The organism is Methylobacterium sp. TK26, assembly GCF_055361565.1.
Window position 1 is genome coordinate 1,316,002 of record NZ_CM143965.1, and the last position, 25,469, is coordinate 1,341,470.

21 protein-coding genes are annotated in these 25,469 nt (G+C 71.2%); 17 read left to right on the forward strand and 4 right to left on the reverse strand.

Going from position 1 to position 25,469, the window contains the following annotated elements:
• The first annotated feature begins 74 nt into the window (after window positions 1-74).
• Together ACXJ1Y_RS06440 and ACXJ1Y_RS06445 are read left to right on the forward strand one after the other, a co-directional pair.
• Window positions 75-1,778 (forward strand): porin, encoded by a 1,704-nt coding sequence (locus ACXJ1Y_RS06440; protein ID WP_463849280.1) that lies wholly within the window; start codon window positions 75-77, stop codon window positions 1,776-1,778.
• 222 nt (window positions 1,779-2,000) lie between these two features.
• Complete coding sequence (locus tag ACXJ1Y_RS06445) at window positions 2,001-3,971, forward strand: methyl-accepting chemotaxis protein (RefSeq protein ID WP_463849281.1); 1,971 nt, start codon at window positions 2,001-2,003, stop codon at window positions 3,969-3,971.
• 33 nt (window positions 3,972-4,004) lie between these two features.
• On the opposite strand, the gene ACXJ1Y_RS06450 is transcribed toward ACXJ1Y_RS06445, so the two are convergent.
• The 3 genes from ACXJ1Y_RS06450 to ACXJ1Y_RS06460 all read right to left on the reverse strand — a co-directional run bounded on the left by ACXJ1Y_RS06450 (window position 4,005) and on the right by ACXJ1Y_RS06460 (window position 7,856).
• Window positions 4,005-4,199, reverse strand: coding sequence for a hypothetical protein (locus tag ACXJ1Y_RS06450; RefSeq protein WP_243954180.1), 195 nt, complete (start codon window positions 4,197-4,199; stop codon window positions 4,005-4,007).
• 148 nt (window positions 4,200-4,347) lie between these two features.
• On the reverse strand, window positions 4,348-6,021 hold the full coding sequence (locus ACXJ1Y_RS06455; RefSeq protein WP_463849282.1) for a putative bifunctional diguanylate cyclase/phosphodiesterase: 1,674 nt from the start codon (window positions 6,019-6,021) through the stop codon (window positions 4,348-4,350).
• A 2-nt stretch (window positions 6,022-6,023) separates the two neighbouring features.
• Window positions 6,024-7,856 (reverse strand): ATP-binding protein, encoded by a 1,833-nt coding sequence (locus tag ACXJ1Y_RS06460; RefSeq protein WP_463849283.1) that lies wholly within the window; start codon window positions 7,854-7,856, stop codon window positions 6,024-6,026.
• Between the two features lie 292 nt (window positions 7,857-8,148).
• Between ACXJ1Y_RS06460 and ACXJ1Y_RS06465 the strand changes: the two genes are divergently transcribed.
• The 4 genes from ACXJ1Y_RS06465 (at window position 8,149) to ACXJ1Y_RS06480 (ending at window position 14,702) form a co-directional block, all read left to right on the forward strand.
• Window positions 8,149-8,535 (forward strand): hypothetical protein, encoded by a 387-nt coding sequence (locus ACXJ1Y_RS06465; protein ID WP_463849284.1) that lies wholly within the window; start codon window positions 8,149-8,151, stop codon window positions 8,533-8,535.
• Between the two features lie 92 nt (window positions 8,536-8,627).
• The gene (locus ACXJ1Y_RS06470) at window positions 8,628-9,866 is read left to right on the forward strand and encodes an efflux RND transporter periplasmic adaptor subunit (protein ID WP_463849285.1); all 1,239 of its coding nucleotides are present in this window, start codon (window positions 8,628-8,630) and stop codon (window positions 9,864-9,866) included.
• Window positions 9,867-9,877: 11 nt separating this feature from the next.
• Window positions 9,878-13,126 (forward strand): efflux RND transporter permease subunit, encoded by a 3,249-nt coding sequence (locus ACXJ1Y_RS06475; protein ID WP_463849286.1) that lies wholly within the window; start codon window positions 9,878-9,880, stop codon window positions 13,124-13,126.
• An 88-nt stretch (window positions 13,127-13,214) separates the two neighbouring features.
• Window positions 13,215-14,702 (forward strand): sensor domain-containing diguanylate cyclase, encoded by a 1,488-nt coding sequence (locus tag ACXJ1Y_RS06480; RefSeq protein WP_463849287.1) that lies wholly within the window; start codon window positions 13,215-13,217, stop codon window positions 14,700-14,702.
• Window positions 14,703-14,705: 3 nt separating this feature from the next.
• Here the strand turns inward: ACXJ1Y_RS06480 and ACXJ1Y_RS06485 are convergent, their stop codons facing one another.
• On the reverse strand, window positions 14,706-15,452 hold the full coding sequence (locus tag ACXJ1Y_RS06485) for a Crp/Fnr family transcriptional regulator (RefSeq protein ID WP_463849288.1): 747 nt from the start codon (window positions 15,450-15,452) through the stop codon (window positions 14,706-14,708).
• Between the two features lie 164 nt (window positions 15,453-15,616).
• On the opposite strand from ACXJ1Y_RS06485, the gene ccoN reads away from it, so the two are divergent.
• From ccoN to hemN, 11 genes are all read left to right on the forward strand, one after another.
• Entirely contained in the window at window positions 15,617-17,278 is a 1,662-nt protein-coding gene (gene ccoN, locus ACXJ1Y_RS06490) for a cytochrome-c oxidase, cbb3-type subunit I (RefSeq protein WP_463849289.1), read from the forward strand.
• Between the two features lie 62 nt (window positions 17,279-17,340).
• A complete protein-coding gene (gene ccoO / locus ACXJ1Y_RS06495; RefSeq protein WP_463849290.1) occupies window positions 17,341-18,087 on the forward strand; it encodes a cytochrome-c oxidase, cbb3-type subunit II in 747 nt (248 codons plus the stop codon).
• Between the two features lie 5 nt (window positions 18,088-18,092).
• The gene (locus tag ACXJ1Y_RS06500; RefSeq protein WP_463849291.1) at window positions 18,093-18,242 is read left to right on the forward strand and encodes a cbb3-type cytochrome c oxidase subunit 3; all 150 of its coding nucleotides are present in this window, start codon (window positions 18,093-18,095) and stop codon (window positions 18,240-18,242) included.
• Between the two features lie 3 nt (window positions 18,243-18,245).
• Complete coding sequence (gene ccoP, locus ACXJ1Y_RS06505; RefSeq protein ID WP_463849292.1) at window positions 18,246-19,124, forward strand: cytochrome-c oxidase, cbb3-type subunit III; 879 nt, start codon at window positions 18,246-18,248, stop codon at window positions 19,122-19,124.
• A 60-nt stretch (window positions 19,125-19,184) separates the two neighbouring features.
• Entirely contained in the window at window positions 19,185-19,439 is a 255-nt protein-coding gene (locus ACXJ1Y_RS06510) for a type II toxin-antitoxin system Phd/YefM family antitoxin (RefSeq protein WP_463849293.1), read from the forward strand.
• Between the two features lie 22 nt (window positions 19,440-19,461).
• Window positions 19,462-19,581, forward strand: coding sequence for a type II toxin-antitoxin system YoeB family toxin (locus ACXJ1Y_RS06515; RefSeq protein ID WP_463850052.1), 120 nt, complete (start codon window positions 19,462-19,464; stop codon window positions 19,579-19,581).
• Between the two features lie 129 nt (window positions 19,582-19,710).
• Entirely contained in the window at window positions 19,711-21,195 is a 1,485-nt protein-coding gene (ccoG, locus tag ACXJ1Y_RS06520; protein ID WP_463849294.1) for a cytochrome c oxidase accessory protein CcoG, read from the forward strand.
• A 2-nt stretch (window positions 21,196-21,197) separates the two neighbouring features.
• Window positions 21,198-21,680, forward strand: a complete 483-nt coding sequence (locus tag ACXJ1Y_RS06525; RefSeq protein ID WP_463849295.1) for a FixH family protein — start codon at window positions 21,198-21,200, stop codon at window positions 21,678-21,680.
• 12 nt (window positions 21,681-21,692) lie between these two features.
• The gene (locus tag ACXJ1Y_RS06530; protein WP_463849296.1) at window positions 21,693-23,933 is read left to right on the forward strand and encodes a heavy metal translocating P-type ATPase; all 2,241 of its coding nucleotides are present in this window, start codon (window positions 21,693-21,695) and stop codon (window positions 23,931-23,933) included.
• Window positions 23,930-24,067, forward strand: coding sequence for a cbb3-type cytochrome oxidase assembly protein CcoS (ccoS, locus tag ACXJ1Y_RS06535; protein ID WP_463849297.1), 138 nt, complete (start codon window positions 23,930-23,932; stop codon window positions 24,065-24,067). Before ACXJ1Y_RS06530 ends, ccoS begins: the two co-directional genes overlap by 4 nt.
• Window positions 24,068-24,099: 32 nt before the next feature.
• Window positions 24,100-25,452 carry an oxygen-independent coproporphyrinogen III oxidase gene (gene hemN, locus ACXJ1Y_RS06540; RefSeq protein WP_463849298.1) on the forward strand — a complete coding sequence of 451 codons (1,353 nt, stop codon included), beginning with the start codon at window positions 24,100-24,102 and terminating at the stop codon, window positions 25,450-25,452.
• Window positions 25,453-25,469 lie beyond the last annotated feature (17 nt).

The following is a 25,469-nucleotide window of genomic DNA, read 5'->3' on the forward strand; positions in this document are numbered from 1 at the left end:
GGGACGGCCCCAGGCCGGGATTGTTCCGTCGCCGCGAGACGTCCTGTTGAAGGGGGCAAGATGCGGATGGTGGAATGGTGGGCAAGAGGCGTGTGCGTGGCGTGAGACGTCCGGGGCACCGGGCAGGGCGGGGAACCAGGGGCCTTCTGGCGGGTGCGGCGGGGTTGCTGAGCCTGCCCGCGCAGGCGGCGGAACTGCCCGACCGGCGGGGCGCGCCGGCCTTCGAAAGCGTGCGGATCTGCTCGACCTACGGCGTCGCCTTCTTCTACATTCCCGGCACGGATACCTGCCTGCGCCTCTCGGGCCGGGCGCGCTTCGAATACGCCTACCAGCCCTCCTTCAGCCGCAGCGGCAACAATGCCGGCGCCACGCCGGGGGATTACAGCGGCTACCAAGCCCGCGCCCGCATCAACCTCGATGCCCGGACCCAGACGGACTACGGCACCCTGCGCTCCTTCCTGCGCCTCGATACCGGCAGCCGCACCGGCTTCGCCACGATGCATGCCGGGGCGCTGAACCGGATCGGCGGAGCCTTCCCCGCCACCGGCCTCGACCAAATCGGGCGGGTCCAGCAGCAATTCACCGTCGACAAGGCCTTCGTGCAGTTCGCCGGAGTCACCGCCGGCCGCGCCTCGTCGTTCTTCGACTTCTACGCCCACGATTTCGAGTTCATCGTCGCCACGATGGGCTCGGACATCCCCTCGACCAACCTCGCCGCCTACACGGCGACGATGGGCAAGGGTCTGTCCGCGACGCTCTCGGTGGAGGATCCCTCCTTCCGCCACACGCCTGTCTACTCGGCCCAGAACGCGGTGCCCCGGTCGGTGGTCGATTCCGGGGCCCAAGTCTTCGGCCCGGCGAACCCGGTCACGCCGATCTTCGTCGGGTTCGACGCCGCCGGCCGCCCGACCGGCCTCGGCTTCGTGGACACGGTCCAGCGCAACCGCATGCCGGACGTGATCGGCGTGCTGCGCTACGACCAATCCTGGGGCTCGGCGCAGGTCTCGGGCGCCCTGCACGAGGTCAATCACGGCCAGATGGACAGCTTCTCCTTCACGGGCACGAATCTCGGGGCACCCGTCACGCTCGGGAACAACCAAGCGCCGCGCGGCCCGGCCTCGGCCCTCGGCTTCGCGGTGCAGGGCGGCCTGAAGGTCAACCTGCCCTTCATCGCGGCGGGCGATTCCCTCTACCTGCAGGCCGCCTACGGGGAGGGCGCCGCGCTGTATACGGGGCTGCCGGCCTATAACGGGCCCTGGGCGCAGGCGGCCACGGCGATCCAGGGGGCGGCCTTCTCGCAGTTCTTCAACGACGGCGTGATCAACCCCTTCACCAACCGCCTCGAACTGACGTCGAGCATCTCCTTCACCGCCGCGATGCTGCATTACTGGACGCCCTCGGTGCGTTCGGCCCTCTTCGGCTCCTACGGCGCCATGACCTTCGCCCGGGGGGCGCGCGAGGCGCAGGGTGCGTTCTTCAGCTTCACCAACACGGGGCCGGGCACCCCCGGCACCCGGTTCTTCGACCTGAGCCAGGTGCTGCGCGACAGCTACCGCTTCGTCGTCGGCGCCAACCTGATCTGGTCGCCGGTCAAGGAGTTCGATATCGGCGTCGAGGCGATCTACACCCGCTACGGGCCGCAGAAGGGCCGCATCCTCGACCTCGGCCGGTTTCCCAACCAGAACCCGGCCTTCGTCAACAACGCCGCCAACCCGGTGGCGACCGCCAGCCAGGTCGATGCGGTCCAGGTGCGGGCGCGGGTGCAGCGGGACTTCTAGACCCCGCCCGGGGCCGGCGCCGACGGCGGGCGCCGGCCGAACGGCGCCGCTCACGCCATCTTCAGGGAGGCAAGTCCCCTCTCACGACATCTTGCTGATCTGAGTTATATTGCGTCAACAGCACGCAGCACAGGAGATAGTGAAGATAGTTCCGGTGATGATCGTTTAACGTCCATCCTCTAGAACTCGTCTTACAAGAGTTGCGGTGGTGGGGACGTTCGGGTGCGCCTCTTCGAAACAGACCTTCGCGCCCTGATGGCGGCGCTCGACAGGTCGCGGGCCCGGATCGAGTTCACACCGGACGGGACCATCCAGACCGCCAATGCCAACTTCCTCGCCCTGATGGGCTACACTCTGGCGGAGGTGGAGGGCCGGCACCACAGCCTGTTCGTGCCCCCGGCCGAGCACGCGAGCGACGCCTACCGCGCCTTCTGGGACGGGCTGCGACAGGGGCAAGCGCAGACGCGCGAGTTCCGGTGCATCACCAAGGACGGGCGGACGGTCTGGATCCAGGCAACCTACAACCCCGTGCTCGACAGGGCCGGGCGGGTCGTCCGCGTGGTCAAGTTCGCCTCCGACGTCACGGATCAGGTCCTGCGTGCCATCGACCACGACGGCCAGCTCGACGCCCTGCACCGCTCCCAGGCGGTCATCGAGTTCGCCCTCGACGGCACGATCCTGACCGCCAACGCCAATTTCCTCGCCGCGGTCGGCTACCGGCTCGACGAGATCCAGGGGCGCCACCACAGCCTGTTCGTGGATCCCGCCGAGCAGGCGGGCGCGGAGTATCGCGGCTTCTGGGACCGCCTCGGCCGGGGCGAGTTCGCCTCCGGCGAGTTCCGGCGCATCGCCAAGGGCCGGCGGGAGATCTGGATCCAGGCGACCTACAACCCGATCTGCGACCGCGACGGGGTGCCGATGAAGGTGGTGAAGTTCGCCACCGACATCACCGAGCAGAAGCTGCGCACCGCCGACGCCACCGGCCAGCTCGCCGCCGTGCACCGCTCCCAGGCGGTCATCGAGTTCGCGCCCGACGCCACGGTGCTCGATGCCAACGCTAACTTCCTCAAGACGGTCGGCTACACGATCGAGGAGGTGCGGGGGCGCGCGCACGCGATGTTCGTGGAGCCCGGCTACGCGCAATCCGCCGATTACGCCGCCTTCTGGGACCGGCTGCGCGGGGGCGCCTTCGCCGCCGGCCTGTTCCAGCGCGTCGGCAAGGGCGGCCGCGCGGTCTGGATCCAGGCGAGCTACAACCCGATCTTCGATCCGGCCGGGCGGCTGACCAAGATCGTGAAATACGCCACCGACGTCACCGCCAACATGACGGCGCGCTCGACGGCCATCGACGCGGCCGAGGGGACGCTGGCGCATGTCCAGGCCATCACCGGCGCGGCCGAGCACATGAACATCGCCGCGCACGCCATCACGGACAGCATGGCCCGCTCGAAGGAGGTCGTGGACGACATCCAGGGACGGGCGGGCGAGGCCGACCGGGCGACCGAACGGCTCACGGCGGCGGCGGGCGCGATGGGCGACGTCGCGACGATGATCGCGGGCATCGCCCAGCAGATCAATTTGCTGGCGCTGAACGCCACCATCGAGGCGGCGCGGGCGGGGGAGGCCGGCCGGGGCTTCGCCGTGGTCGCCACGGAGGTGAAGGCCCTGGCGGGGCAGGCCGCCGCCGCCACCGCCCGGATCGGCGGCGAGGTGGTGGGGATGCAGGCGGTCTCGGCGGAGGTGGCGGCGACGCTCGCCTCGATCACCGCCGCGATCGGCACGATCAGCGCCCATGTCGATGGGGTGAAGACCTCGATGGACGACCAGTCGCGCGCCACCGGGGACATCCTCGCCAGCATGCGGCAGGCGGCGGAGGGCGTCTCCACCATCGGCACCAGCCTGGACGATTGGACGGCGGGCATGGAGGAGCGCCGCTCGGAGCGCCGCAACCGTGTCCTCCTGCCGGCCCATATCCACGCGGCGGGGCAGGAGCCGCTCGCCTGCTCGATCCGCGACCTGACCCAGGGCGGCGCCCGGCTGCACGTGCCCGCGCACGGGCGGGTGCCGGAACGGTTCGACCTCGTCATCGACACGGATGGCCGCCGCTTCGCCTGCGCGACGCGGCACCGCGCGGCCTCGACGATGAACGTGCAGTTCCTCGATCCGGCGCAGGCGATCCCGGCGGCCGCGTGACCCCGGCCGGCCCTCGAACCGGGGGGATCGCCCTCAGAGGCGAAGGCCCCGGGCGAGGCGCTGCTGCGCCGTCCGGATGTCGAGAGTGCGGCCGGCCTCGTCGATGATGCGGATGGTCTGGTAGCCCTCCTCCGCCCAGCGCATGGCCAGGACCACCGCGCTCGATGGCTGCACCCGGGTCTCCGAGCGGGGTTGGGCATTCCGCTCGGCGCGGATCGTATAGGGCATGGCGACGCTCCCCGAATCGCACACCCGCGCTTTTACCAATCGTCGCGCTGAAGATCTATCTTCGATATATCATTTGCGCGATACTATCGTGCAAAATCGAAAAGCGCTTCAAACGTGTTGGCGCCCTCGGCGATACTGGTCGAATCCCTCACCCGTGCCGGCGCATCAGCGGCTCGCGCATCGTGCCGGCGCGGCGCTGGCGTTCCACCGGGCGCTCGCCGGTATGGCGGACGTGCTCCATGCGGATCTGGTCGATCAGCATCGGCCGGGCGAAGTAATAGCCCTGCGCGCAGCGGATCTGGGTGGCGGCGAGGAGGTAGGCGAGCTCCTCGTGGGTCTCGACGCCCTCGGCCACGACCGACATGCCGAGCGCCATCCCGAGGGACTCGATCGCCTTGAGCACGATCTGGCTGCGCGGGCGCTTGTGGATGTCCGTGATGAAGGACCGGTCGATCTTCAACTCGTCCGCCGTGATCTCGGCCAGCGCGGCCAGCGAGGAATAGCCCACCCCGAAATCGTCGATGGAGACGCGGGCGCCGATGGCGCGGATGCGCGGCAGCACCTCCCGCTGGAACCGGCCCTTGGTGAAGAACGCCTCCTCGGTCAGTTCGAGGATGAAGCGCGGGGCGAGGCCGGTCTGGCCGAGGGATTCGCAGAAGGCCGTCATGAACGGCACGTCGCAGGCCTGCTTGGCCGCGATGTTGAGGCTCACCGTGATCTCGGACCCGAACATGTCGTCGAGGTCGGGGATGGCGCGCACCGTCTCGGCGAGCACCTGCAGGGTGATCTCGTTGATGAGCCCGAGCTCGATGGCGAGGCCGACGAAATCTCCCGGCGCCTGGATCACGCCGAGTTCGTCGCGCCAGCGCAGCAGCACCTCCACGCCCTTCACGGCATGGGTGCGCATGTCGACCTTGGGCTGGAAGGCGCAGCAGAAGCAGCGGTCGCGGATGGCAAGCCGTAGGCGCTGCTCCACCGCCATGCGGGCGGTGGCCGCCTGGCTCATCGCCTCCTCGAAGACGCTGACGCCGCCCTTCACGCTGCCCTTCACCCGGTACATCGCGCTGTCGGCCTGGCGCCGCAGGGTCTCGTAGGCGGTGCCGTGGTCGGGGAAGAGGCTCAGGCCCATGGAGGCCGAGGCGAAGATCTCGTGGCCGTCGATGAAGAAGGGCTGCTTCAGCCGCTCCGAGATCTCGGAGACGCAGGCGAGCGTCGCGTCGCGGTCGAGGACCGGGTTGAGGAGCAGCACGAACTCGTCGCCGCCGAGGCGGGCGAGCATGTCGCTCGGGCGCAGAGAGCCCCGGATCCGGTCCGCCACCTTGCGCAGCAGCGTGTCGCCGGCCGCGTGGCTGTAATAGTCGTTGATGTGCTTGAAGTTGTCGAGGTCGATGAAGGCCAGGGCGAAGCGGTCCGAGAGCTGCGCCCCGGCGATCAGTTCCTCGATGCTCTGCTCGAACATCAGCCGGTTCGGCAGGCCGGTGAGCGCGTCGATATAGGCCCGGCCGATCAGGTCGCGCTGGATGCGGTGGTGCTGGGTGACGTCGAGGAGGGTGGTGAGGGTGAAGTCCTCGCTGTCCACGGAAAGGGGACGTGCCTGCGCCTCCACGACCCGGTCGCCGACCTCGGCCACCGCGCGGCCGGCGGCCGGGGGGCCGTCGGGGGCAGGCAGGTCGAGGGTCGCCTCGGGGTCGAGGAGCCGCGCGGCGGCGTTCGCCAGGATGCAATGGCCCTGCGCGTCGTGCACGACCATGCCCACGGGCAGCGCCTGGATGGCGCACTCGAGGAGGTGACGGCGGTGGCTGGGATGGGCCGGCTCGCTCACGCTCACTCCTGCTGCCACAGCGACCGGACGAGGCGGCTGCCGGCCTCGGCCGGGCCGGAGACGGTGTCGCCGGCTTCCAGCGGGCGGCGCAGCAGCCGGCGGTGGGCCTGGTCCAGGGCGGGGGCGTTGCCCTGCTCCGGGCCGGCCTCGCGGGCGAGCCGCGCGGCGACCGAACCTTCGCCGTCGAGGCCGGAGGGCTTGCTCATGGTGGCGGCGCGCCAGCGCTCCACCACCGCGCCGACGAAGGGGCCGCCGGCCTGCGCCCGCCCTTCCTCCGGCATCCGCCCGCTCACGTCGTTGCGCGGCTGGCGCCCCGGGGGCAGCTGGCTGAAGGTCATGCGCGCGGGCACCGGCACGCCCTCGCCGAAGGCGATCACCTCGCCCGTCCCGAGGGAGGGCACGAAGGCGAGGAGGTTCACCGCGTCCGACACGGCGGCGGCCAGGAAGGCCTGGTCGCGCTCGTTCGTCATGCGCATGGCGAACAGGGTGCTGCATTGGGAGATGATCGCCGGGTCGAGCTCGGCCGGGCGCTGGGTGACGAGGCCGAGGAAGACCCCATGCTTGCGGCCCTCGCGGGCGATCCGCGACAGGGCGCGGCGGGTGGGGGTGAAGCCGACGGAGCGGTCCGCCGAGGCGTAGCGGTGGGCCTCCTCGCAGACGAGGAGCAGCGGCACCGCGCCCTCGCTCCAGATCCCGAACTCGAAGGCGAGGCGGCAGAGGACGCAGACCACCGCATCGACCACCTCGGTCGGCAGGCCGGCGAGCTGCATGATGGTCATCGGCCGCCCGTCCGGTTCCAGCCGGAACAGGTGGGCCAGGAGTTCGCCCATCATGTCGCCGCCGACATTGGCGTTCTCGAACATGAACCCGTAGCGGGGATCGTTGCGGATCGTCTCGATCCGCGAGATCAGCCGGTGGTAGTGCATCCGCGAGGCGCGGTTCTCCAGGCGGCCCATCCGCTCGTCGATGAGGAGCGTCAGGTCCTGGAGGGTGTAGGGGACCGGCGTGTCGACGGTGAAGCCGGCGTTCTTGTTGAGGCCCCGCTTCACGATCTGCCGGTCGGCGACCTCCTTGTATTGGAGGTACTTGGTCTTCGCGAGGGGGATCACCTCGGCGAGGATCTCGATCTCCTCGTCGACCGGCGGGCGGCCGCCATAGATGACGTCGGTGATCTCTTCGAGGTTGAACAGCCAGAACGGCAGTTTGAGGTTGCGCGGGGTGACGATGTTCGCCCTGTCCCCGAAGCAGGAAGCGTATTCGTTGTGCACGTCGAGGAGGAAGACGCGCACGGACTGGTGCACCCCCATCACCCGGTCGAGGATCACCGCGACGCCGCTCGACTTGCCGACCCCGGTCGCCCCCAGCACGGCGAAGTGCTTGGACAGGAGGTCGTTGACCCGGATGCTCGCCGGGGTCTCGGGGTCCATGTAGAGGGTCCCGACCGGCACGTTGTCGCCGCCGGACACTTGGTAGATCGCGCGCACGTCGGCGCGCGGAAGCAAGTCGACCTCGTCGCCGATGGCCGGATAGCGGGCCACGCCCCGGCGGAACCGCTTCTCCCCGCCCTCGGTGAGGATTTCGCCCAGGAGGTCGAGGCCCGCGAAGGCAGACAGCCCGCCGCCGGGCTCGCTGCGCGAGGTGAGGGCGGTGATGATGCCGACGAGGATCGCGCCGCCGGCCTGGACGCGCACGAACCGTCCGACCGTGACCCGGTGGCTCGGCCGGCCGGCCTGCGATTCGAGGGCGAGGTTGACCTTCAGCCCGTCGATGGACGCCACCGTCCCGATCCGCGCCGCCGCCTCGGCCTCGTCGGAGATGCCTGCCGTGCTGAACATCCTGAAACCCCTGGCCGGCGTGTGGCCTGCGCGAGAGCGACACCGGGGAGCACGGCCGCGCCGCTTCCCGCCGGACACAATGCCCGGTTGTTGTTGACAATTCCTATACAGCGCCGCCGCGCAATCTCATTAACACGGTCTGAATTGTGCCGAGATCATTCTTGGCGTCGGTTTTAGGCGTGGCATCATATATCATCTTTGTTGATTATTTCGCGTGTTCTATCAATGTAACTCAAGCAATGAGAGGGGCATTGCTTGTGCCGACGCCGCACATCGCCCATAAGGAGGGAGGATGATCGCGGCACGTCGACAGGGGGCCTTCGGTGCCCCAGGAGCGGCTGGCGGGTGGTGGCAGGCCGCCGCCCGGATGATCGCGCTCGTCCTCGCCCTGGCCCTCGCGGCGCCGGCGGCCGGGCTCGCGGAGGATCTGGCCTTCCACGGGCACCATGACGGGGCCGAACTCGCCCTCGGACAGGCCGGCGCCGTTGCGGAGGCCGCGCATCAGGCAGCCGATCCTGGCCTCGTCTGCCATGCCCATTGCGGCTGCCACGTGAGCGCGACCCCCTGCGAGGCGGGCCTCGCCCCGCCCGCCGCCTCGCCGCGCCCGCGCTACGCCCGCACCCATGCGACGGCCTCCTCGGTCGTCCCCGACAGGCTCCCCCGGCCCCCCCGCGCCTGAGGCGACGCGGACCCGCGTGGGTCCGATCCGTCCCTTCCGTGCAACCGATCGCGCGAGGCCCTGACGCCCGCGATCCCGGCCGAGCCTGTTCCATGCGCATCCTTCCGAGCGCGGCCCTCGTGGCCGCCGGCCTCCTCGCGGGCGCCGCCATCCCCCTGTCCCTCGGCCCGGCCAGGGAGTCCCCGCCGGCCCCGACCCCGGCCGCCCACACTGACGATCACGATCACGGCCCGGCGGAGGCGGGCGAAGGGCTCGTCAGGATGACGCCGGAGCAGATCCGCGATCAGGAGATCGCGGTGGTGCCGGTGCGCGGCGGGATCCTGTCCCGTCACGTTCTCGTACCCGGCACGGTGACGCCCGACGCCGACCGCATCGCCCGCGTCCCGGCGCGGGTGGTCGGCACGGTCTCGCAGATGCGCAAGCGCCTGGGCGACACGGTCGCCAAGGGCGACGTGGTGGCGATCCTCGACAGCCGCGAGGTCGCCGACGCCAAGAGCGACTACCTGACGGCCCTCGTCCAGTCGGAGCTGCAGAAGGCCAATTTCGAGCGCCAGGAGAAGCTGCTCGCCTCCCGCGCCGTCTCCGAGGCCGCGTGGCAGAACGCCCGCGCCCTGTTCCAGGAGAACCAGCTGCGCCTGGACCTCGCCCGGCAGAAGCTTTCGGCGCTCGGCCTCAACGCCGCCGAGGTCGCCGCCGCGCAGAAGCGCGACGAGGCGACCCCCAACGCCTCGACCCTGCGTCAGTACGAGTTGCGCGCGCCGCTCGGCGGGCGGATCGTGGAGCGCAAGGTCGATGTCGGCACGGCGGTGGGCAAGGAGGGCGACCCCGCCGACCTCTACACGGTCGCCGACCTGTCGAGCGTCTGGATCGACCTCGCGGTCTCGACCGCCGACCTCCCGGACGTGCGCGACGGCGCCCCCGTGGCGGTGCGGCGGGGGCAGGGGGCCGAGGCGCCGGTCGGCCGGGGCCGGGTGATCTTCGTGAGCCCGCTCCTCAACACCGAGACCCGCTCGGCGCGTGTCGTCGTGGCGCTGCCGAACGAGGACATGGCGTGGCGCCCCGGCACCTACGTCACCGCCGAGATCGGGATCGCGGAGGATGCCGTCGCCGTGCGCCTGCCGAAGTCGGCGCTCCAGACGATCGAGGGCAAGCGCGTGGTCTTCGTGCGGGTGCCCGACGGCTTCGCCAAGCGCGAGGTCGAACTCGGCCGCGCCGACGACGACGCGGTGGAGGTCGTCTCCGGCCTGTCGCCGGGGGAAGAGGTCGTCGTCGGCAACAGCTTCCTCCTCAAGGCCGAGCTCGGGAAGAGCGAAGCCGAGCACGGCCACTGAGGAGACCGGACATGATCGACCGCATCCTCGACGTCGCCGTGCAGCGCCGCTGGCTGGTGCTGCTCCTCACCCTGCTCGCCGCCGGCTTCGGGCTCTACGCGGCGACGCGCCTGCCCATCGACGCGGTGCCCGACATCACCAACAACCAGGTGCAGATCAACACGATCGCCCCCTCGCTCTCGCCGGTCGATATCGAGAAGCAGGTCACTTACCCGATCGAGGCCGCCCTCGCCGGGATCAAGGGGCTCGACTACACCCGCTCGCTCTCGCGCAACGGCTTCTCGCAGGTCACGGCGGTCTTCGCGGAAAAGCTCGACATCTACTTCGCCCGCCAGCAGGTGGCCGAACGCCTCGCGCAGGTGGCGCGGGACCTTCCCCCCGGCGCCCAGGCCGCCATGGGGCCGATCTCCACCGGCCTCGGGGAGATCGTGATGTGGTCGGTGCGCTTCGCGGAAGCCGGCGCGCCCCGGCCCGCCGCCGCCGGCAAGCCCGGCTGGCAGGAGGATGGCAGCTACCGCACCCCCGAGGGCCAGCGCCTGGCCAGCGACCTCGAACGGAAGGCGTATCTGCGCACCGTGCAGGATTGGATCGTCCGGCCGCAGATCAGGACCGTGCCGGGGGTGGCGGGGGTCGACAGCATCGGCGGGTTCGAGAAGCAGTACCACGTCCAGCCCGATCCGACCGTGCTCGCCTCGCTGGACCTGTCCTTCGCGGATGTGGCGCGGGCGCTGGAGGCGAACAACGCCAACCAGGGCGCCCGCTACCTGGAGGACAACGGCGAGAGCTACGTGGTGCGCGCCGCCGGCCGGCTGGAGGGCATGGCCGACATCGGCAACGTGGTCGTGGCCACCCGCGGCGGCGTGCCGGTGCGGATCTCGGACGTGGCGAGCGTGCGTATCGGGCGCGACCTGCGCACCGGCTCCGGCAGCGAGGACGGCGCCGAGGCGGTGATCGGCACCGCGCTCATGCTCATCGGCGAGAACAGCCGCACGGTGGCCGAGGCCGTCACGGCGCGGATGGACGCGATCCGCCGCTCCCTGCCCCCCGGCATCGAGATCCGCATCGTCCTCGACCGCACGCAACTCGTGGAGGCCACGGTGCGGACGGTGGGCAGGAACCTCTCCGAGGGGGCGCTCCTCGTCGTCGTGATCCTGTTCCTGCTGCTCGGCAACATCCGCGCCGCCCTGGTGACGGCCCTCGTCATCCCCGTCGCCATGCTGATGACGATGACCGGGATGGTCGAGGCGAAGATCTCGGCCAACCTCATGAGCCTCGGCGCCCTCGATTTCGGGCTGATCGTCGACGGCGCCGTGATCATCAGCGAGAACGCCCTGCGCCACGTCGCGGAGCGCCAGCACGCCCTCGGGCGGCCCCTCGCCCTGGAGGAACGGCTCGACACCGTGCGGGATTCGGCCCGCGAGATGATCGCCCCCTCCCTCTACGGGCAGGCGATCATCATCCTCGTCTACGTGCCGCTCCTCACCTTCACCGGGGTGGAGGGCAAGATGTTCGAGCCGATGGCGCTCACCGTCATCATCGCGCTGGCCTGCGCCTTCGTCCTGTCGCTGACCTTCGTGCCCGCGCTCCTCGCCATCGTCCTCACCGGACGGGTGAGCGAGACGGACAACGCCCTGGTCCGGGGGATGAAGGCCGCCTACCGGCCGGTCCTCGACGCCGCGATCCGGGCGCCCTCCGCCTTCGCCGTTTTCGCCCTGGCGCTCCTCGCGGGGGCGGGAATCCTCGCGACCCGGCTCGGCACCGAGTTCATCCCGCAACTCGACGAGGAGGCCATCGCGCTGAACGCCACGCGCATCCCCTCGACCTCCCTCACCCAGTCTCAGGCGATGCAACTGAAGGTCGAGAAGGCGGTGCTGGCCTTCCCCGAGGTCGCGACGGTCTTCTCCAAGACCGGCACGGCCGAGGTCGCCTCCGATCCGATGCCGCCGAACTCCTCGGACACCTTCGTCATCCTGAAGCCGCGCGGGCAGTGGCCGGATCCGGCCCTGCCCAAGGCGGAGCTGCAGGAGCGGATCGAGACGGCGGTCGGGCAGCTCGCGGGCAACGTCTACGAGTTCTCGCAGCCGATCCAGCTCCGCTTCAACGAGTTGCTCGCGGGCACCCGCGGCGACCTCGCGGTGAAGGTGTTCGGCGACGAGTTCGAGCCCCTGCTCGCCACGGCGAACCGCATCGCCGGGATCCTGCGCGGCATCGCGGGCGCCGAGGACGTGAAGGTCGAGCAGATCGAGGGCCTGCCGGTCCTCGACATCACGATCGACAAGGCCGAGGCCGCCCGCTACGGCCTCAGCACCGGGGCGATCCAGGACGTGATCGGCGCCGCCATCGGCGGGCGCGAGGCCGGGGTGGTGTTCGAGGGCGACCGCCGCTTCCCCATCGTCATGCGCCTCACCGACCGGGTCCGCGAGGATCGCGAGACGCTGGAGAACATCCCCGTGCCCCTGCCGCCCGGCGCCGGGGGGAGGGCGGGCTCGGTCCTGCTCAAGCAGGTCGCGTCCTTTTCCGTCACCGAGGGGCCGAACCAGATCAGCCGCGAGAACGGCCGCCGCCGGGTGGTGGTGACGGCCAACGTGCGCGGGCGGGACATCGGCTCTGTGGTCGCCGAGGCGCAGGCCAGGGTGGGACGGGAGGTGTCCCTGCCGGCCGGCTCCTCCCTGACCTGGGGCGGGCAGTTCGAGAACCTCGCCTCGGCCAAGCGACGGCTCGCGGCGGTGGTCCCGGCCTGCTTCCTCTTGATCCTCCTGCTCCTCGGTTCGGCGCTCGGCTCGGTTCGCGACGCACTCCTCGTGTTCAGCGCCGTGCCCCTGGCGCTGACCGGGGGCATCCTCGCCCTGTGGCTGCGGGACATGCCGGTCTCGGTGCCGGCGGCGGTGGGCTTCATCGCCCTGTCCGGCGTCGCGGTCCTGAACGGCCTCGTGATGATCAGCGCCATCCGCCACCTCGCCGCCGGGGGGCTTCCCCTGCGCGAGGCGATCCGCGAGGGCGCCGCGACCCGGCTGCGGCCGGTGGCCATGACGGCGCTCGTCGCCTCGCTCGGCTTCGTGCCGATGGCGCTCGCCACCGGGACGGGGGCCGAGATCCAGCGCCCCCTCGCCACGGTGGTGATCGGCGGGCTGATCAGCGCGACGCTCCTCACCCTCGTGGTGCTGCCGGGCCTCTATGCCCGGTTCGGCCGGCCCCCCGGCGCGAAGAGATCGGCGGAAAGCGAACAGCAAGAGCGGCCGGTCGAGGGGATAAGGGCGTAGGGGACCGCAATCCGCAAGTCTTCCCTAACCTCCGGTGAGCAACCTGTGGTGAGGAACGGGCTGCATTCGGCCGAGCCGACGAGGGACGATGCGCGATAGCGGGGCTGCAGAGACGGGGGCTTTCGACGAGGCGGCGGGGGTTTCGGCGCCCGCCACCCCGCGCCGGCTTCTGGCCGCCCTCGCCCTCGTGGTCGTCGGCGGCATGTGGATCTACACCGCCTGGACGATCCACGACATGCGCCGGCAGGCCTGGGACAGCGCCCGCCACGACGCCCTCGGCTTGCTCGGCACCAGCGAGCGGGCGATCGCGCGCGACATCGAACTCTACGACCTGTCGCTGATGACCGTGTCGAGCCGCCTGAACCTGCCGGCCCTCGACGGGGCCTCGCCGGACCTGCGCCACCTCGGCCTGTTCGACCGGGTGTCGCAGGCGCGGGGCTACGGCTCGATCCTCGTCCTCGACGAGTCGGGCAAGGCCTTCCTCGATTCCGGCTCCATCGTGCCGCGCCGCCTCGACGGGTCCGACCGGCTCTATTTCACGATCCACCGGGATGCGCCGGAGACCGGCCTGTTCATCGGCCGCCCGTGGCGCACGCGGCTGAGCGGGCGGGAGATGATCCCCCTGAGCCGCCGCTTCGCCTACGCGGACGGCAGCTTCGCCGGCGTCATCGTGGGCGCGATCGAGCTGGCCTATTTCCGGGAGGTGCTCGACCGTCTGAAGGGCAGCCGCGACTTCACCGTCACCCTCGACTTCACGGACGGGAGCGAGGTGATGAACATCGGGCAGCCCGCCGCCGCCGCCGACGCGCCGGGCCTGCGGGAGGAACGGCAGGTCGCCCCCTGGCCGCTGCGCCTGTCGGTGTTCCTGCCGGCCTCGGCCATCGACCGGGCCTGGAGGCCGCAGACCCGCATCGTCCTGGCGCTGGCCCTGCTCCTGAGCCTCGGGATCCTTGGCGTCGTCGGGCTGCTGCACCGGGAGTTCAGCCGGCGGGAGCGCGCGGAGCGGCAGGCCCTGGCCGCGCGGGCCGAACTCGAACGGCTCGCCGCCACCGACGCCCTGACCGGCCTGTGGAACTGGCGGCATTTCGAGCGGAGCGTCGCCCGCTGCGCCGAGCCCGCCGAGCGGGCGCGCTGGGCGCTGCTCAGCATCGACGCCGACCATTTCAAGGGCTTCAACGACCGCTACGGACACCCGGCCGGCGACCGGGTGCTGAAGCAGGTCGCCGCCGTGCTGTGCGGGCGCGCGGCGCAGGCCGGCGGCAGCGCCTTCCGGGTCGGGGGCGAGGAATTCGCCCTCCTCGTCCGCTGCGAGCCCGGCGAGGCCGCGATGCTGGCGGAATCGGTGCGCGCGGGCGTCGCCGCCCTGGCCCTGCCCCATGCCGACCATCCGCGCGGCATCCTCACCCTCAGCGTCGGCATGGCCCATGGCGGGCTCGCCCCCGCCGCGAGCCTGCAGGGCTGGATCGACGCCGCCGACGCGGCCCTCTACGCCGCCAAGCGGCAGGGGCGGGACCGCGTCTGCCATGCCGGGGCGCAGGAAAGCCACCTCCCGCCGCGCCTCTCGGCGGCCGGCTGAGGCTCAGCCGTCCGTGTGGCGCAGGTGGAGGTAGGTGGGATCGAACTCGCCGGCCTTGGCGAGGGCGTCCCAATCGTGGATCGTCAGGCGACCGCTCCCGAGGGTGATGAGGCCGCTCTCGCGCAACTCCTTCAGGATCCGGTTCACGTGGACCGAGGTGATGCCGAGCGCGTCGCCGAGTTCGTACTGCGTCAGGGGCAGGCCGCAGGAATTGCCGGCCGCGAGGCCGACCATCTCCAGGCGGATCATCAATTCGCAGAACAGGTGGGCCATGCGCGGGTAGGATTCCCGCCGGCCGTTGTTGAGCATCCATTCCCGGGCGAGTGAGCCCTCGATCAGCGTCGTGCGCCAGAACGCGTCGCCGAGGCGGGGCTCGGCGGCAAACAGCGCGCGCAGGGCCTCGTGCGGCACGAAGCCGATGCGCAGCGGCGCCACGGCGCAGATGCTGAAATCGAGCACCTCCAGGTGCAGGCTCTGGAAATCCGGCACGTCGCCGGGGACATGGTAGGCCGTGACCTGCCGCCGCCCGTCCTCGGTGGTCTTGTAGGTCGCCGCGATCCCGCTGAGCACCGCGAAGCACCGGTTCGGCCGGTCGTGCTCCACCACGATGTCCTGCCCGGTCTCGTACTCCGCGACGTGCAGCGGCAGCCCGACCAGCGCCGCCCGCTCGGAGTCCGACAGGTCGAACAGCGCCACGCTCTCGATCTTGCGGACGAAGGGATTGGTGTCCGCCCGGATCGTCTCTGCCATCGCTGACCCCCTTCGTGACGGCAGCGATTATAGGGCATTCGCCCGGCCCTTCCGCCCCCTTTCGCAGGGGCTGCGGGACCTTTTGATTCAGGTCAAGGCCCGCGGCCGGGCCGCCGCCTAAGCGCGACAGGATCGATCCCTCCGCGAGGCGTCACGAGCGAGCCATGGCCGCCATTTCCGGTCGCAAATACATGACGGAGGGGGAGGCGGGCTTGAGCCTGTTCCTCCTCGTCGGCAGTTTCCTCTGCGCCATCGCCTCGGCGCGGGCGGTGGATACGCCCTTCGGCATCCATATGGCCGTCTTCGCCCTTGCCGGGGCGGCGGGGCTCGCGGTGCTGCTCAAGCGCTACGAGGCGCGGCCCCTCGCGCCCCCGCCGCAGGAGATCGACGGCCGGCCGAACTACACCCTCGGGCCGGTCAAGTTCGCCGCCATCGCCGCGATGGGCTGGGGCATCGCCGGATTCACGGTGGGCTGCATCATCGCCTTCCAGCTCTGGGCGCCGGCCCTGAATTTCGGGCTCGAATACACGACCTTCGGGCGCCTGCGGCCGCTGCACACCTCGGCGGTGATCTTCGCCTTCGGCGGCAACGTGCTGATCGGGACCTCGCTCTACGTGGTGCAGCGCACCTGCCGGGCGCGGCTCGCGGGCGACCTCGCGCCCTGGTTCGTGGTGCTCGGCTACAACCTGTTCATCGTCATCGCCGGCACCGGCTACCTGATGGGCGTGACCCAATCGAAGGAATACGCCGAGCCCGAATGGTACGCCGACCTGTGGCTCACCCTCGTCTGGGTCGTCTACCTGCTGGTGTTCCTGGGCACGATCTGGAAGCGCCGCGAACCCCACATCTTCGTGGCGAACTGGTTTACCCTCGCCTTCATCGTCACCGTCGCGATGCTGCACATCGTGAACAACCTCGCCCTGCCGGTGACGGTGTTCGGCTCGAAATCCTACCCGGTCTTCTCAGGGGTGCAGGATGCCCTGATCCAGTGGTGGTACGGGCACAACGCGGTCGGCTTCTTCCTCACCGCCGGCTTCCTCGCCATCATGTACTACTTCGTCCCGAAGCGCGCTGAGCGGCCGATCTACTCCTACCGGCTGTCGATCATCCACTTCTGGGCGCTGATCTTCATGTACATCTGGGCGGGGCCGCACCACCTGCACTACACGGCGCTGCCGGACTGGGCGCAGACGCTGGGCATGACCTTCTCGATCATGCTGTGGATGCCCTCCTGGGGCGGCATGATCAACGGGCTGATGACCCTCTCGGGCGCCTGGGACCGCTTACGCACCGACCCGATCCTGCGCTTCATGGTCGTCTCGCTCGCCTTCTACGGCATGGCGACCTTCGAGGGGCCGATGATGGCGATCAAGGCGGTCAACGCCCTGTCGCACTACACCGACTGGACCATCGGCCACGTCCATTCCGGGGCGCTCGGCTGGGTCGCCTACATCTCCTTCGGCGCCCTGTACTGCCTCGTGCCCTGGCTGTGGAACCGCAAGGAGGTCTACTCCCTCAAGCTGGTGGAGTGGCACTTCTGGATCTCGACGCTCGGCATCGTGCTGTACATCTCCTCGATGTGGGTCGCGGGGATCATGCAGGGCCTGATGTGGCGCGCCTATAACGCGCTCGGCTTCCTCGAATACTCCTTCGTGGAGACCGTCGAGGCGATGCAGCCCTACTACCTCGTGCGGGCGATGGGCGGGGTGCTGTTCCTGATCGGCGCGCTGATCATGGCCTACAACCTCGCCATGACGATCGCCGGCAAGACGGCCTCCGCCGACGAGGCGCTGCCCGGCCCGGTCGCCCTCGCCCCGGCCGAGTGAACCCGACCCGGGGCCGCCGACCCGGGCGGCCCCCACCTCCCGCGCATCACGGAACCAGCCCGATGGCCACCGCCCAGCCCGGCCTCTGGAAGAGGCACGAGATCTTCGAGAAGAACTCCATCGTCCTGCTGCTCGGCGCGCTCCTCGTCGTCGCCATCGGCGGCCTCGTGGAGATCACGCCGCTCTTCTACCTGAAGAGCACGATCGAGACGGTGGAGGGCGTCCGCCCCTACACGCCCCTCGAACTCGCCGGCCGCTCCATCTACATCCGCGAGGGCTGCTACCTCTGCCACAGCCAGATGATCCGGCCGATGCGCGACGAGGTGGAGCGCTACGGCCACTTCTCGCTGGCCGCCGAGAGCCTCTACGACCACCCGTTCCAATGGGGTTCGAAGCGCACCGGGCCGGACCTCGCCCGCGTCGGGGGCAAGTATTCGGACGAGTGGCACCGGGAGCACCTGCGCGATCCCCGCGCCGTGGTGCCGGCCTCGATCATGCCGCCCTACGCCTTCCTCGACCGGCCGCTGGACGCCGACGCGATCGCCGACGACCTCAAGGCCAACCGGGCGCTCGGCGTCCCCTACGACGACGCGATGGTGGCGCTGGCCGCCGCCGACCTGAAGGCCCAGCTCGATCCCGAAGGGCCCGGCGCCGCCGAGTTCCAGCGCCGCTATCCCGGCGCCGCCCTGCACGCTGTCTCGGGCGAGAAGGGCCGCGTCGCCGAGATCGACGCCCTCGTCGCCTACCTGCAGGTGCTCGGCACGATGGTCGACTTCAAGATCTACGACGACAAGAAGAACCTGAGGTGAGCGCCATGACCTACGAAAGCGCCGCCGCCTTCGCGCAGACAAGCGGCCTCCTCTACTTCGTCGGCGTCTTCGCCGCCGTCGCCGCCTACGCCTTCTGGCCGCGCAACCGCTCCCGGTTCGATGCGGCCGCCCATCTCCCCCTGATCGAGGATTGAGCCGTGGCCGAGACGAGCGCTTCGGGCCAGCCCGCCGACGGCCCGCAGACCACGGGCCATGCCTGGGACGGCATCCGCGAATACAACAACCCCCTGCCGCGCTGGTGGCTCTACACGCTCTACGCGACGATCGTCTGGTCGATGGGCTACTGGGTGCTCTACCCGGCCTGGCCGATGGTGAGCGGCTACACGGCGGGCCTGCTGGGTTACTCCCAGCGCGCGACGGTGCTGGGCGAGATCGAGGCGGTGCGCCACGCGCGCGATGCCCGCGGCCGGACGCAGCTCGCCAGCGCCACGGTGGCGGAGATCCGCGCCGACCCGGCCCTGCTGCGCCTCGCGCTCGCCACCGGCAAGGCGGCCTTCGGCGACAATTGCGCCGCCTGCCACGGCACCTCAGCGACGGGGCGGATCGGCTACCCGAACCTGCAGGACGACGACTGGCTGTGGGGCGGCACCCCGGAGGAGATCGAGCGCACGATCCGCTTCGGCGCCCGCTCCGCCCACGGGGAGACGCATCTCGGCGACATGCCGGCCTTCGGCCGCGACGGCATCCTCACCCGCCCGGAGGTCGAGGCGGCGGCGACCTATGTGCTCTCGCTCTCGGGCAAGCCGGGGGTGGCGGGCGCGAGTGTCGAGAAGGGCGCGGAGGTCTTCGCGGGCAATTGCGCCGCCTGCCACGGCGCCGAGGCGAAGGGCAACCCGGAGATGGGCGCCCCGAACCTCACGGACGCGATCTGGCTCTACGGCTCGGCGCCGGAGCAGGTGGTCGCCACGATCACCGGCGGCCGCAGGGGCGTGATGCCCGCCTGGGAAGGCCGCCTCGATCCGGCGACGATCAAGTCCCTGGCCGTCTACGTCCACGGGCTGGGTGGGGGACGGTAGGGCTTGGCAGGGGCTCCGAGTCTTCCTCTGTACAGGAAGCTGTACAGAGGGAGGCCGGGCGTGGCGCAGGTCAGCTACACCGAGTTTCGGGCGCACCTCGCAACGCATCTCGATCAGGTCGAGCGGGACCGGACCGAGTTGGTGATCACCCAGCAGAACCGCGCCGACATGGTGGTGATGCCGCTCTCCGAGTTGGAGGGCCTGCGGGAAACGATGCACCTGCTCTCGACTCCGGCGAATGCCCGGCGCCTGCTCGACAGCATCGCCGAACTCGATGCCGGAGCCGAGACGGAGCGGGGGCTCATCGAGCCGTGAGGCTCATCTGGTCTGAGAAGGCCTGAAAGGCGGGTGGTCGCGCCGGATCACCGGCACCCACCGGCTGGTCTACCGGGCGAGGGGAGCCGGCGAGGAACAGGCCCTGAAGATCGCCCAGTGCCGCTGGCACTACGCCGACTGAGCCGGCGTCCACCGAAGCCTACGACGGCGCCCGGCCGGGGCCCCGTTTGAGCGAGATCAAAGCCCCGCTCGCCCGCGCGGCCTAGGGCTTCCGGACCCCGTCCACTCGCGGACGGAGGATGGTCCGCCGATGCCCCTCGCCCAGCGTACAGACACGCAAGCCGTCCGCCCCAGGAAGCAATTCGGCACGGCGGCGACCCGCGCCGCCATTCCCGCCGCCGACGGGTCGCTCTACGCGGCGCGGACCAAGATCCAGCCGCGGCTGGTTCATGGCACCTTCCGGCGGATCAAGTGGATGATCCTCGCCGTTGCTCTCGGCATCTACTACTTCGTGCCCTTCCTGCGCTGGCATCGCGGGCCGAACGAGCCGTCCCAGGCGGTGCTGCTCGATCTCGACAAGGGCCGCTTCTATTTCTTCTCCATCGAGCTGTGGCCGCAGGACGTGACCTACGTGATGGGTCTCCTGATCCTCGCGGCCTTCATCCTGTTCCTGATGAACGCGGTCGCGGGCCGCCTCTGGTGCGGCTACCTCTGCCCGCAGACCGTCTGGACCGACCTGTTCCTCGCCGTGGAGCGGCTGATCGAGGGCGACCGGCGCGAGCGCTTGAAGCTCGACGCCGCCCCGTGGTCCATGGAGAAGATCGCCCTGCGGACCATGAAGCACGCGATCTGGCTGCTGATCGCGTGGTGGACCGGCGGCGCCTGGGTGCTCTACTTCGCCGACGCGCCGACGCTGGTCGTGAGGCTCGCGACCTATCAGGCCCCGCCCGTGGCCTATGGCGCGATCCTGACGCTGACCGCCACCACCTACCTGCTGGCCGGCCACATGCGCGAGCAGGTCTGCACTTACATGTGCCCCTGGCCGCGCATCCAGGCGGCGCTCACCGACGAGCACGCCTACAACATCCTCTACCGGGACGAGCGCGGCGAGCCCCGCGTCTCGGCCAAGAAGACCGAGGCCCTGCGCGCGGCGGGCCAGAAGGCCGGCGATTGCGTCGATTGCTTCGCCTGCGTCACGGCCTGCCCGATGGGCGTCGACATCCGCGACGGCCTGCAGATGGATTGCATCCAGTGCGGCCTGTGCATCGATGCCTGCGACACCACCATGGGCAAGCTCGGGCGCCCCACCGGCCTCATCGGCTACGACACCGAGGCCAACCGCCGGAGCCGCGCCGCCGGCCACGGGCCGGTGAGCCGCATCGTCCGCCCCCGGACGATCCTCTACGCGGTGCTGGTCGCCGGGACCGGCGGCTTCATGCTCATGAGCCTCGCCACCCGCAGCGTCACGGGGGTGAGCGTCCTGCACGACCGCAACCCGCAATTCGTGACCCTCTCGGACGGCTCCGTGCGCAACGGCTTCACCCTGCGCATCGCCAACAAGCGCCCCGTGGCGCGGGACTTCGCCCTCGCGGTGGAGGGCGTCGCGGGCGCCCGTGTCGAGGTGGTCGGCGGCACCGCCGACGACCTGCCGGTGCCCGCCGATTCCACGCAGGAATTCCGCATCCTCGTCTTCGCCCCGGCGGGGCTGGAGGCCCCCGTCTCGCCCCTGTCCTTCCGCATCGCCGACGCCTCCGGCGAGGGCGCGGCGGCGCAGGACCATTTCAAGGCCCGCTGAACATGAGCGCCCCCCTCACCGGCACCCGCATCCTGGCGATGTTCGCCGCCTTCTTCGGCACCGTCGCGGCGGCGGACGCCGTCCTCGTCACCTCGGCGCTGCGGACGTGGTCGGGGCTCGACGAGGCCTCGCCCTATCAGGCGAGCCAGCGCTACAACGCCGAACTCGGCCGGGCGCGGGCGCAGGACGGCCTCGGCTGGAGCCTCGACGCCGCCGCCTCCCGCCTGCCCGAGGGCGGGACCGCGATCGCCGCGACCCTCGCCGCCCGCGACGGCCTTCCCCTGGCGGGGAGGGCGGTGCGGGCACGGCTGGAGCGCCCTACCGACAAGCGGGAGGACCGGGCGGTGGATCTCACGGAGGGCCGGCCCGGCGCCTACGCGGTCCGCACCGCCGCCGTGCCGCCCGGCCAGTGGGACCTCGTCGTGGAGGTGATGGGCGAGGATGGGGTCGCGTTCCGGCGCCGCCACCGTCTGTTCCTGGACTGAGGGATCGGCCCGATGTGCTGCACCGACACCGCGCTCGCCTATATCGAGGCCCACGCCTCGTGGAGCGAGGCGAACACCACGCCCTCGCTGGGCCGCGACTACGCCGCCTTCGTCACCCGCGACGGGGAGGGCGCGGCGCGGGCCGCCTTCGCCGTGGAGGGCATCCGCTGCGCCGGCTGCATGGCCACGATCGAGCGCGGGCTGGCGCGGGTGCCGGGCGTCGCGCGGGCGCGGCTGAACTTCTCGGATCGGCGCCTGTCCGTCACCTGGGTGCCGGAGGCCGAGCCCGACATCGCCGCGATCCTCGCCGAACTCGACGCGCTCGGCTTCACCGGCCGCCCCTTCGATCCCGGCCGGGTCTCGCGGGAGGAGCAGGAAGAGACGCAGCGGCTCATCCGGGCGCTGGCGGTGGCGGGCTTCGCCGCCATGAACGTGATGCTGCTCGCAGTCTCGGTCTGGGCCGGCGCCCTCTCGGACATGACCCCTGAGAACCGCGACCTCTTCCACTGGATCCAGGCCGTGATCGCCCTGCCGGCCGCCGCCTATGCCGGGCGGCCCTTCTACGAGGGGGCGCTGAAGGGCCTGCGCTCGGGCCGCGTGACCATGGACTTCCCGATCACCCTCGGCGTGGTCCTGACGCTGGCCATGTCGGTGGTGGAGACCCTGTCGGGGGCGACCCACGCCTATTTCGACGGCGCGGTGATGCTGCTGTTCTTCCTGCTGATCGGCCGCGTGCTCGATCAGGCGATGCGGCGGCGCACCCGCGCCTTCGCGGAGAACCTCGCCGCCTTGCGCAGCACCGGCGCCACCCTCGTCGCCCCGGACGGGTCGTTGCGCGACGTGCCGGTCTCCGATCTCGACCCCGGCGCGCGGATCCTCCTGCGCCCCGGCGAGCGGGTGCCGGCGGATGGCGTGGTGGAGCAGGGCCTCTCCGACCTCGACCAGAGCCTCGTCACCGGCGAGACCGCCGCCGTCACCGTGCGGGCGGGGGCGCGGGTCTTCGCCGGGGCGCTCAACGGCAGCGGCGCGCTCACGATCCGCGTCACCGCCCCGGCGGGGCGCAGCCTCCTCGACGAGGTCGAGGCGCTGATGGGCCGGGCGCTGGAGGCGCGCTCCCGCGCCCTCGTCCTCGCCGACCGGGCCACGCGCCTCTACGTGCCCCTCGTCCACGCGGCGGCGGCCCTCACCCTGGCGGGCTGGCTCGCCGCCGGGGCCGGCTGGCACGGGGCGCTCCTGAACGCCGTGGCGGTTCTGATCGTCACCTGTCCCTGCGCGCTCGGCCTCGCGATTCCCGCCGTGCAGGTGGTGGCGGCGGGCGCCCTGTTCCGCGAGGGCGTGCTCCTCAACGACGGCACGGCGCTCGAACGCTTCGCGGCCATCGACACGGTGGTGTTCGACAAGACCGGCACCCTGACCCTGCCCGAACCCGTCCTCGCCGGGGACCTGACCGACGCGCGCGCGGCCCGCCTCGCCCTGTCGAGCCGGCACCCGATGGCCCTGGCGCTGGCGGCCTCCGCAGGGGGCGCGGCGCCGTTTCCGGGGGCGCAGGAGGCGGCGGGCCTCGGGGTGCGCGCGAGCGTCGAGGGCGTCGCGCTGCGCCTCGGCTCGCCGGCCTTCTGCGGGGCGGAGACGCAAGCCGCCGCTACGCTGGCCGCGCATCCCGACGCCTCGGTGATCTGCTTCCGGGCGGGGGAGGGCGTGCCCATGGCCTTCCCCGTGCGCCAGGATCTCCGGCCCGACGCGGCCGAGGTCGTCGCCTCCTTACGGGAATCGGGACGCCGGGTGCTGATCTTCTCCGGCGACCGCGCCGCCGCCGTCGCGGCGGTGGCGGGCCGGCTCGGCGTGGCGGAATGGGAGGCGGGCCTCGCGCCCCAGGACAAGATCGCCCGGATCGAGGCGTTGCAGCGGGGCGGGGCGCGGGTGCTGATGGTGGGCGACGGGCTCAACGACGCCCCGGCGCTCGCCGCCGCTCACGCCTCGCTCTCCCCCGCCACGGCGGCCCATGTCAGCCAGGCGGCAGCCGACGCCCTGTTCCTCGGGCGCTCCCTCACGCCGGTCCTGGCGGTGCTGAAGGCCGGCCGCCGGGCGCGGCGGCTCATGCTGCAGAACCTGTGGTTCTCGGGCGCCTACAACCTGCTCGCGGTGCCGCTGGCCGCCATCGGCCTGCTCACCCCGCTGATCGCGGCGCTCGCCATGTCGGGCTCGTCCGTCGCCGTCACCCTGAACGCCCTGCGCGCCCGAGGCCGCCCGTGACCGTCCTGCTCCTCGTCATCCCCCTGGCGCTGGCCTTCGGCCTCGCGGGGCTCGCCGCCTTCCTCTGGGCGCTGCGCAACGGCCAGTACGACGACATCGAGGGCGCGGAGCACCGCGCGCTGCGGGACGACTGAACGCGATCGGGATCACGGGGGAGGGACGCGCGATGCGGGACGATGTGCGGGCGCGCTACGCGGACGAGCGCCTGCCGCGCTACACGAGCTACCCGGCGAGCCCGCATTTCACCGGGGCCGTCGGGGACAGGACCTACGCCGCCTGGCTCAGGGCGCAGGAGCCGGGGACGCGGGCGTCGCTCTATCTCCACGTCCCGTTCTGCCGGTCGATGTGCTGGTATTGCGGGTGCCACACCGCCATCACCCGGCACGATTCCCCGATCGCGGAGTATGTCGGCCTGCTCCGGCGGGAGATCGACCTCGTGGCCGGGCTCCTGCCACGGGCGATGCCGGTGGGGCACATCCATGTCGGCGGCGGCACGCCGACCGTGATGCGGCCGGAGGCGTTCGAGGGTCTCGTCGGCGCCCTGCGGTCGCGGTTCCTGGTGAGTCCCGATGCGGAGATCGCCCTCGAGATCGACCCGCGCACCCTCGCCCCGGCCATGATCGCGGCCCTGGGGCGGGCCGGCGTGACGCGGGCGAGCCTCGGGGTGCAGAGCTTCGATCCGACGGTGCAGGAGGCGATCCGCCGCCGGCAGGGCTTTTCCGTCACCGAGGCGGCGGTGATCGGCCTGCGCGAGGCCGGGATCGGCGGCATCAACCTCGACCTGATCTACGGCCTGCCGCATCAGGACGTGGAGAGTTGCCGCGACACGGTATGGCAATGCCTCGCCCTGAAACCGGACCGGCTCTCCGTGTTCGGCTACGCCCATGTGCCCGGCTTCAAGCGGCACCAGCGCCGCATCGACGAGGCCGCCCTCCCGGACGGGGAGGCCCGCCGCGCCCAGGCCGAGGCCATCGCGGACCTGCTCGTCGCGGCGGGCTACCGGCGGATCGGCCTCGACCATTACGCCCTGCCGGAGGATGCCATGGCCGTCGCCCACGGGGAGGGGCGCCTGCGCCGCAACTTCCAGGGCTATACGACCGACCCGTGCGATCTCCTCCTCGGCCTGGGCGCCTCGTCCATCGGGCGGCTGCCGCAGGGCTTCGTGCAGAACGAGCCGGGCCTGCGGGCCTATGCCGAGCGCATCGCGCGCGGCGAACTCGCCACCGTGCGGGGCCATGCCCTCACCCCCGACGACCGCCTGCGCACCGCCCTGATCGAGCGCATCATGTGCGACGGCGCGGTCGATGTCGGTGCCCTCTGCCGGGCGCAGGGGCGCGCGGCCGAACCCTTCCTCGCGGGCCTGCCCCGCCTGCCCGCCCTGGTGGCGGACGGGCTCGTGCGGCGCGAGGGCGACAGGCTCGTCGTCACCGACCCGGCGCGGGGCCTCGTCCGCGCGGTGGCGGCGGCGTTCGACGCCTATCTCGGCACCGCGGCGGCGCTGCACAGCCGCGCGGCGTGATCTGTTTTTGATCCCGA

What these genes read in the sequence shown, in the direction of transcription:
- ACXJ1Y_RS06440 (WP_463849280.1), top strand. Translation starts at nt 75, where the DNA reads ATGGTGGGCAAGAGGCGTGTGCGTGGCGTGAGACGTCCGGGGCACCGG.
- ACXJ1Y_RS06450 (WP_243954180.1), bottom strand. Translation starts at nt 4,199, where the DNA reads ATGCCCTATACGATCCGCGCCGAGCGGAATGCCCAACCCCGCTCGGAG.
- ACXJ1Y_RS06460 (WP_463849283.1), bottom strand. Translation starts at nt 7,856, where the DNA reads ATGTTCAGCACGGCAGGCATCTCCGACGAGGCCGAGGCGGCGGCGCGG.
- ACXJ1Y_RS06465 (WP_463849284.1), top strand. Translation starts at nt 8,149, where the DNA reads ATGATCGCGGCACGTCGACAGGGGGCCTTCGGTGCCCCAGGAGCGGCT.
- ACXJ1Y_RS06470 (WP_463849285.1), top strand. Translation starts at nt 8,628, where the DNA reads ATGCGCATCCTTCCGAGCGCGGCCCTCGTGGCCGCCGGCCTCCTCGCG.
- ACXJ1Y_RS06475 (WP_463849286.1), top strand. Translation starts at nt 9,878, where the DNA reads ATGATCGACCGCATCCTCGACGTCGCCGTGCAGCGCCGCTGGCTGGTG.
- ACXJ1Y_RS06480 (WP_463849287.1), top strand. Translation starts at nt 13,215, where the DNA reads ATGCGCGATAGCGGGGCTGCAGAGACGGGGGCTTTCGACGAGGCGGCG.
- ACXJ1Y_RS06485 (WP_463849288.1), bottom strand. Translation starts at nt 15,452, where the DNA reads ATGGCAGAGACGATCCGGGCGGACACCAATCCCTTCGTCCGCAAGATC.
- ccoN (WP_463849289.1), top strand. Translation starts at nt 15,617, where the DNA reads ATGGCCGCCATTTCCGGTCGCAAATACATGACGGAGGGGGAGGCGGGC.
- ccoO (WP_463849290.1), top strand. Translation starts at nt 17,341, where the DNA reads ATGGCCACCGCCCAGCCCGGCCTCTGGAAGAGGCACGAGATCTTCGAG.
- ACXJ1Y_RS06500 (WP_463849291.1), top strand. Translation starts at nt 18,093, where the DNA reads ATGACCTACGAAAGCGCCGCCGCCTTCGCGCAGACAAGCGGCCTCCTC.
- ccoG (WP_463849294.1), top strand. Translation starts at nt 19,711, where the DNA reads ATGCCCCTCGCCCAGCGTACAGACACGCAAGCCGTCCGCCCCAGGAAG.
- ACXJ1Y_RS06525 (WP_463849295.1), top strand. Translation starts at nt 21,198, where the DNA reads ATGAGCGCCCCCCTCACCGGCACCCGCATCCTGGCGATGTTCGCCGCC.
- ACXJ1Y_RS06530 (WP_463849296.1), top strand. Translation starts at nt 21,693, where the DNA reads ATGTGCTGCACCGACACCGCGCTCGCCTATATCGAGGCCCACGCCTCG.
- hemN (WP_463849298.1), top strand. Translation starts at nt 24,100, where the DNA reads ATGCGGGACGATGTGCGGGCGCGCTACGCGGACGAGCGCCTGCCGCGC.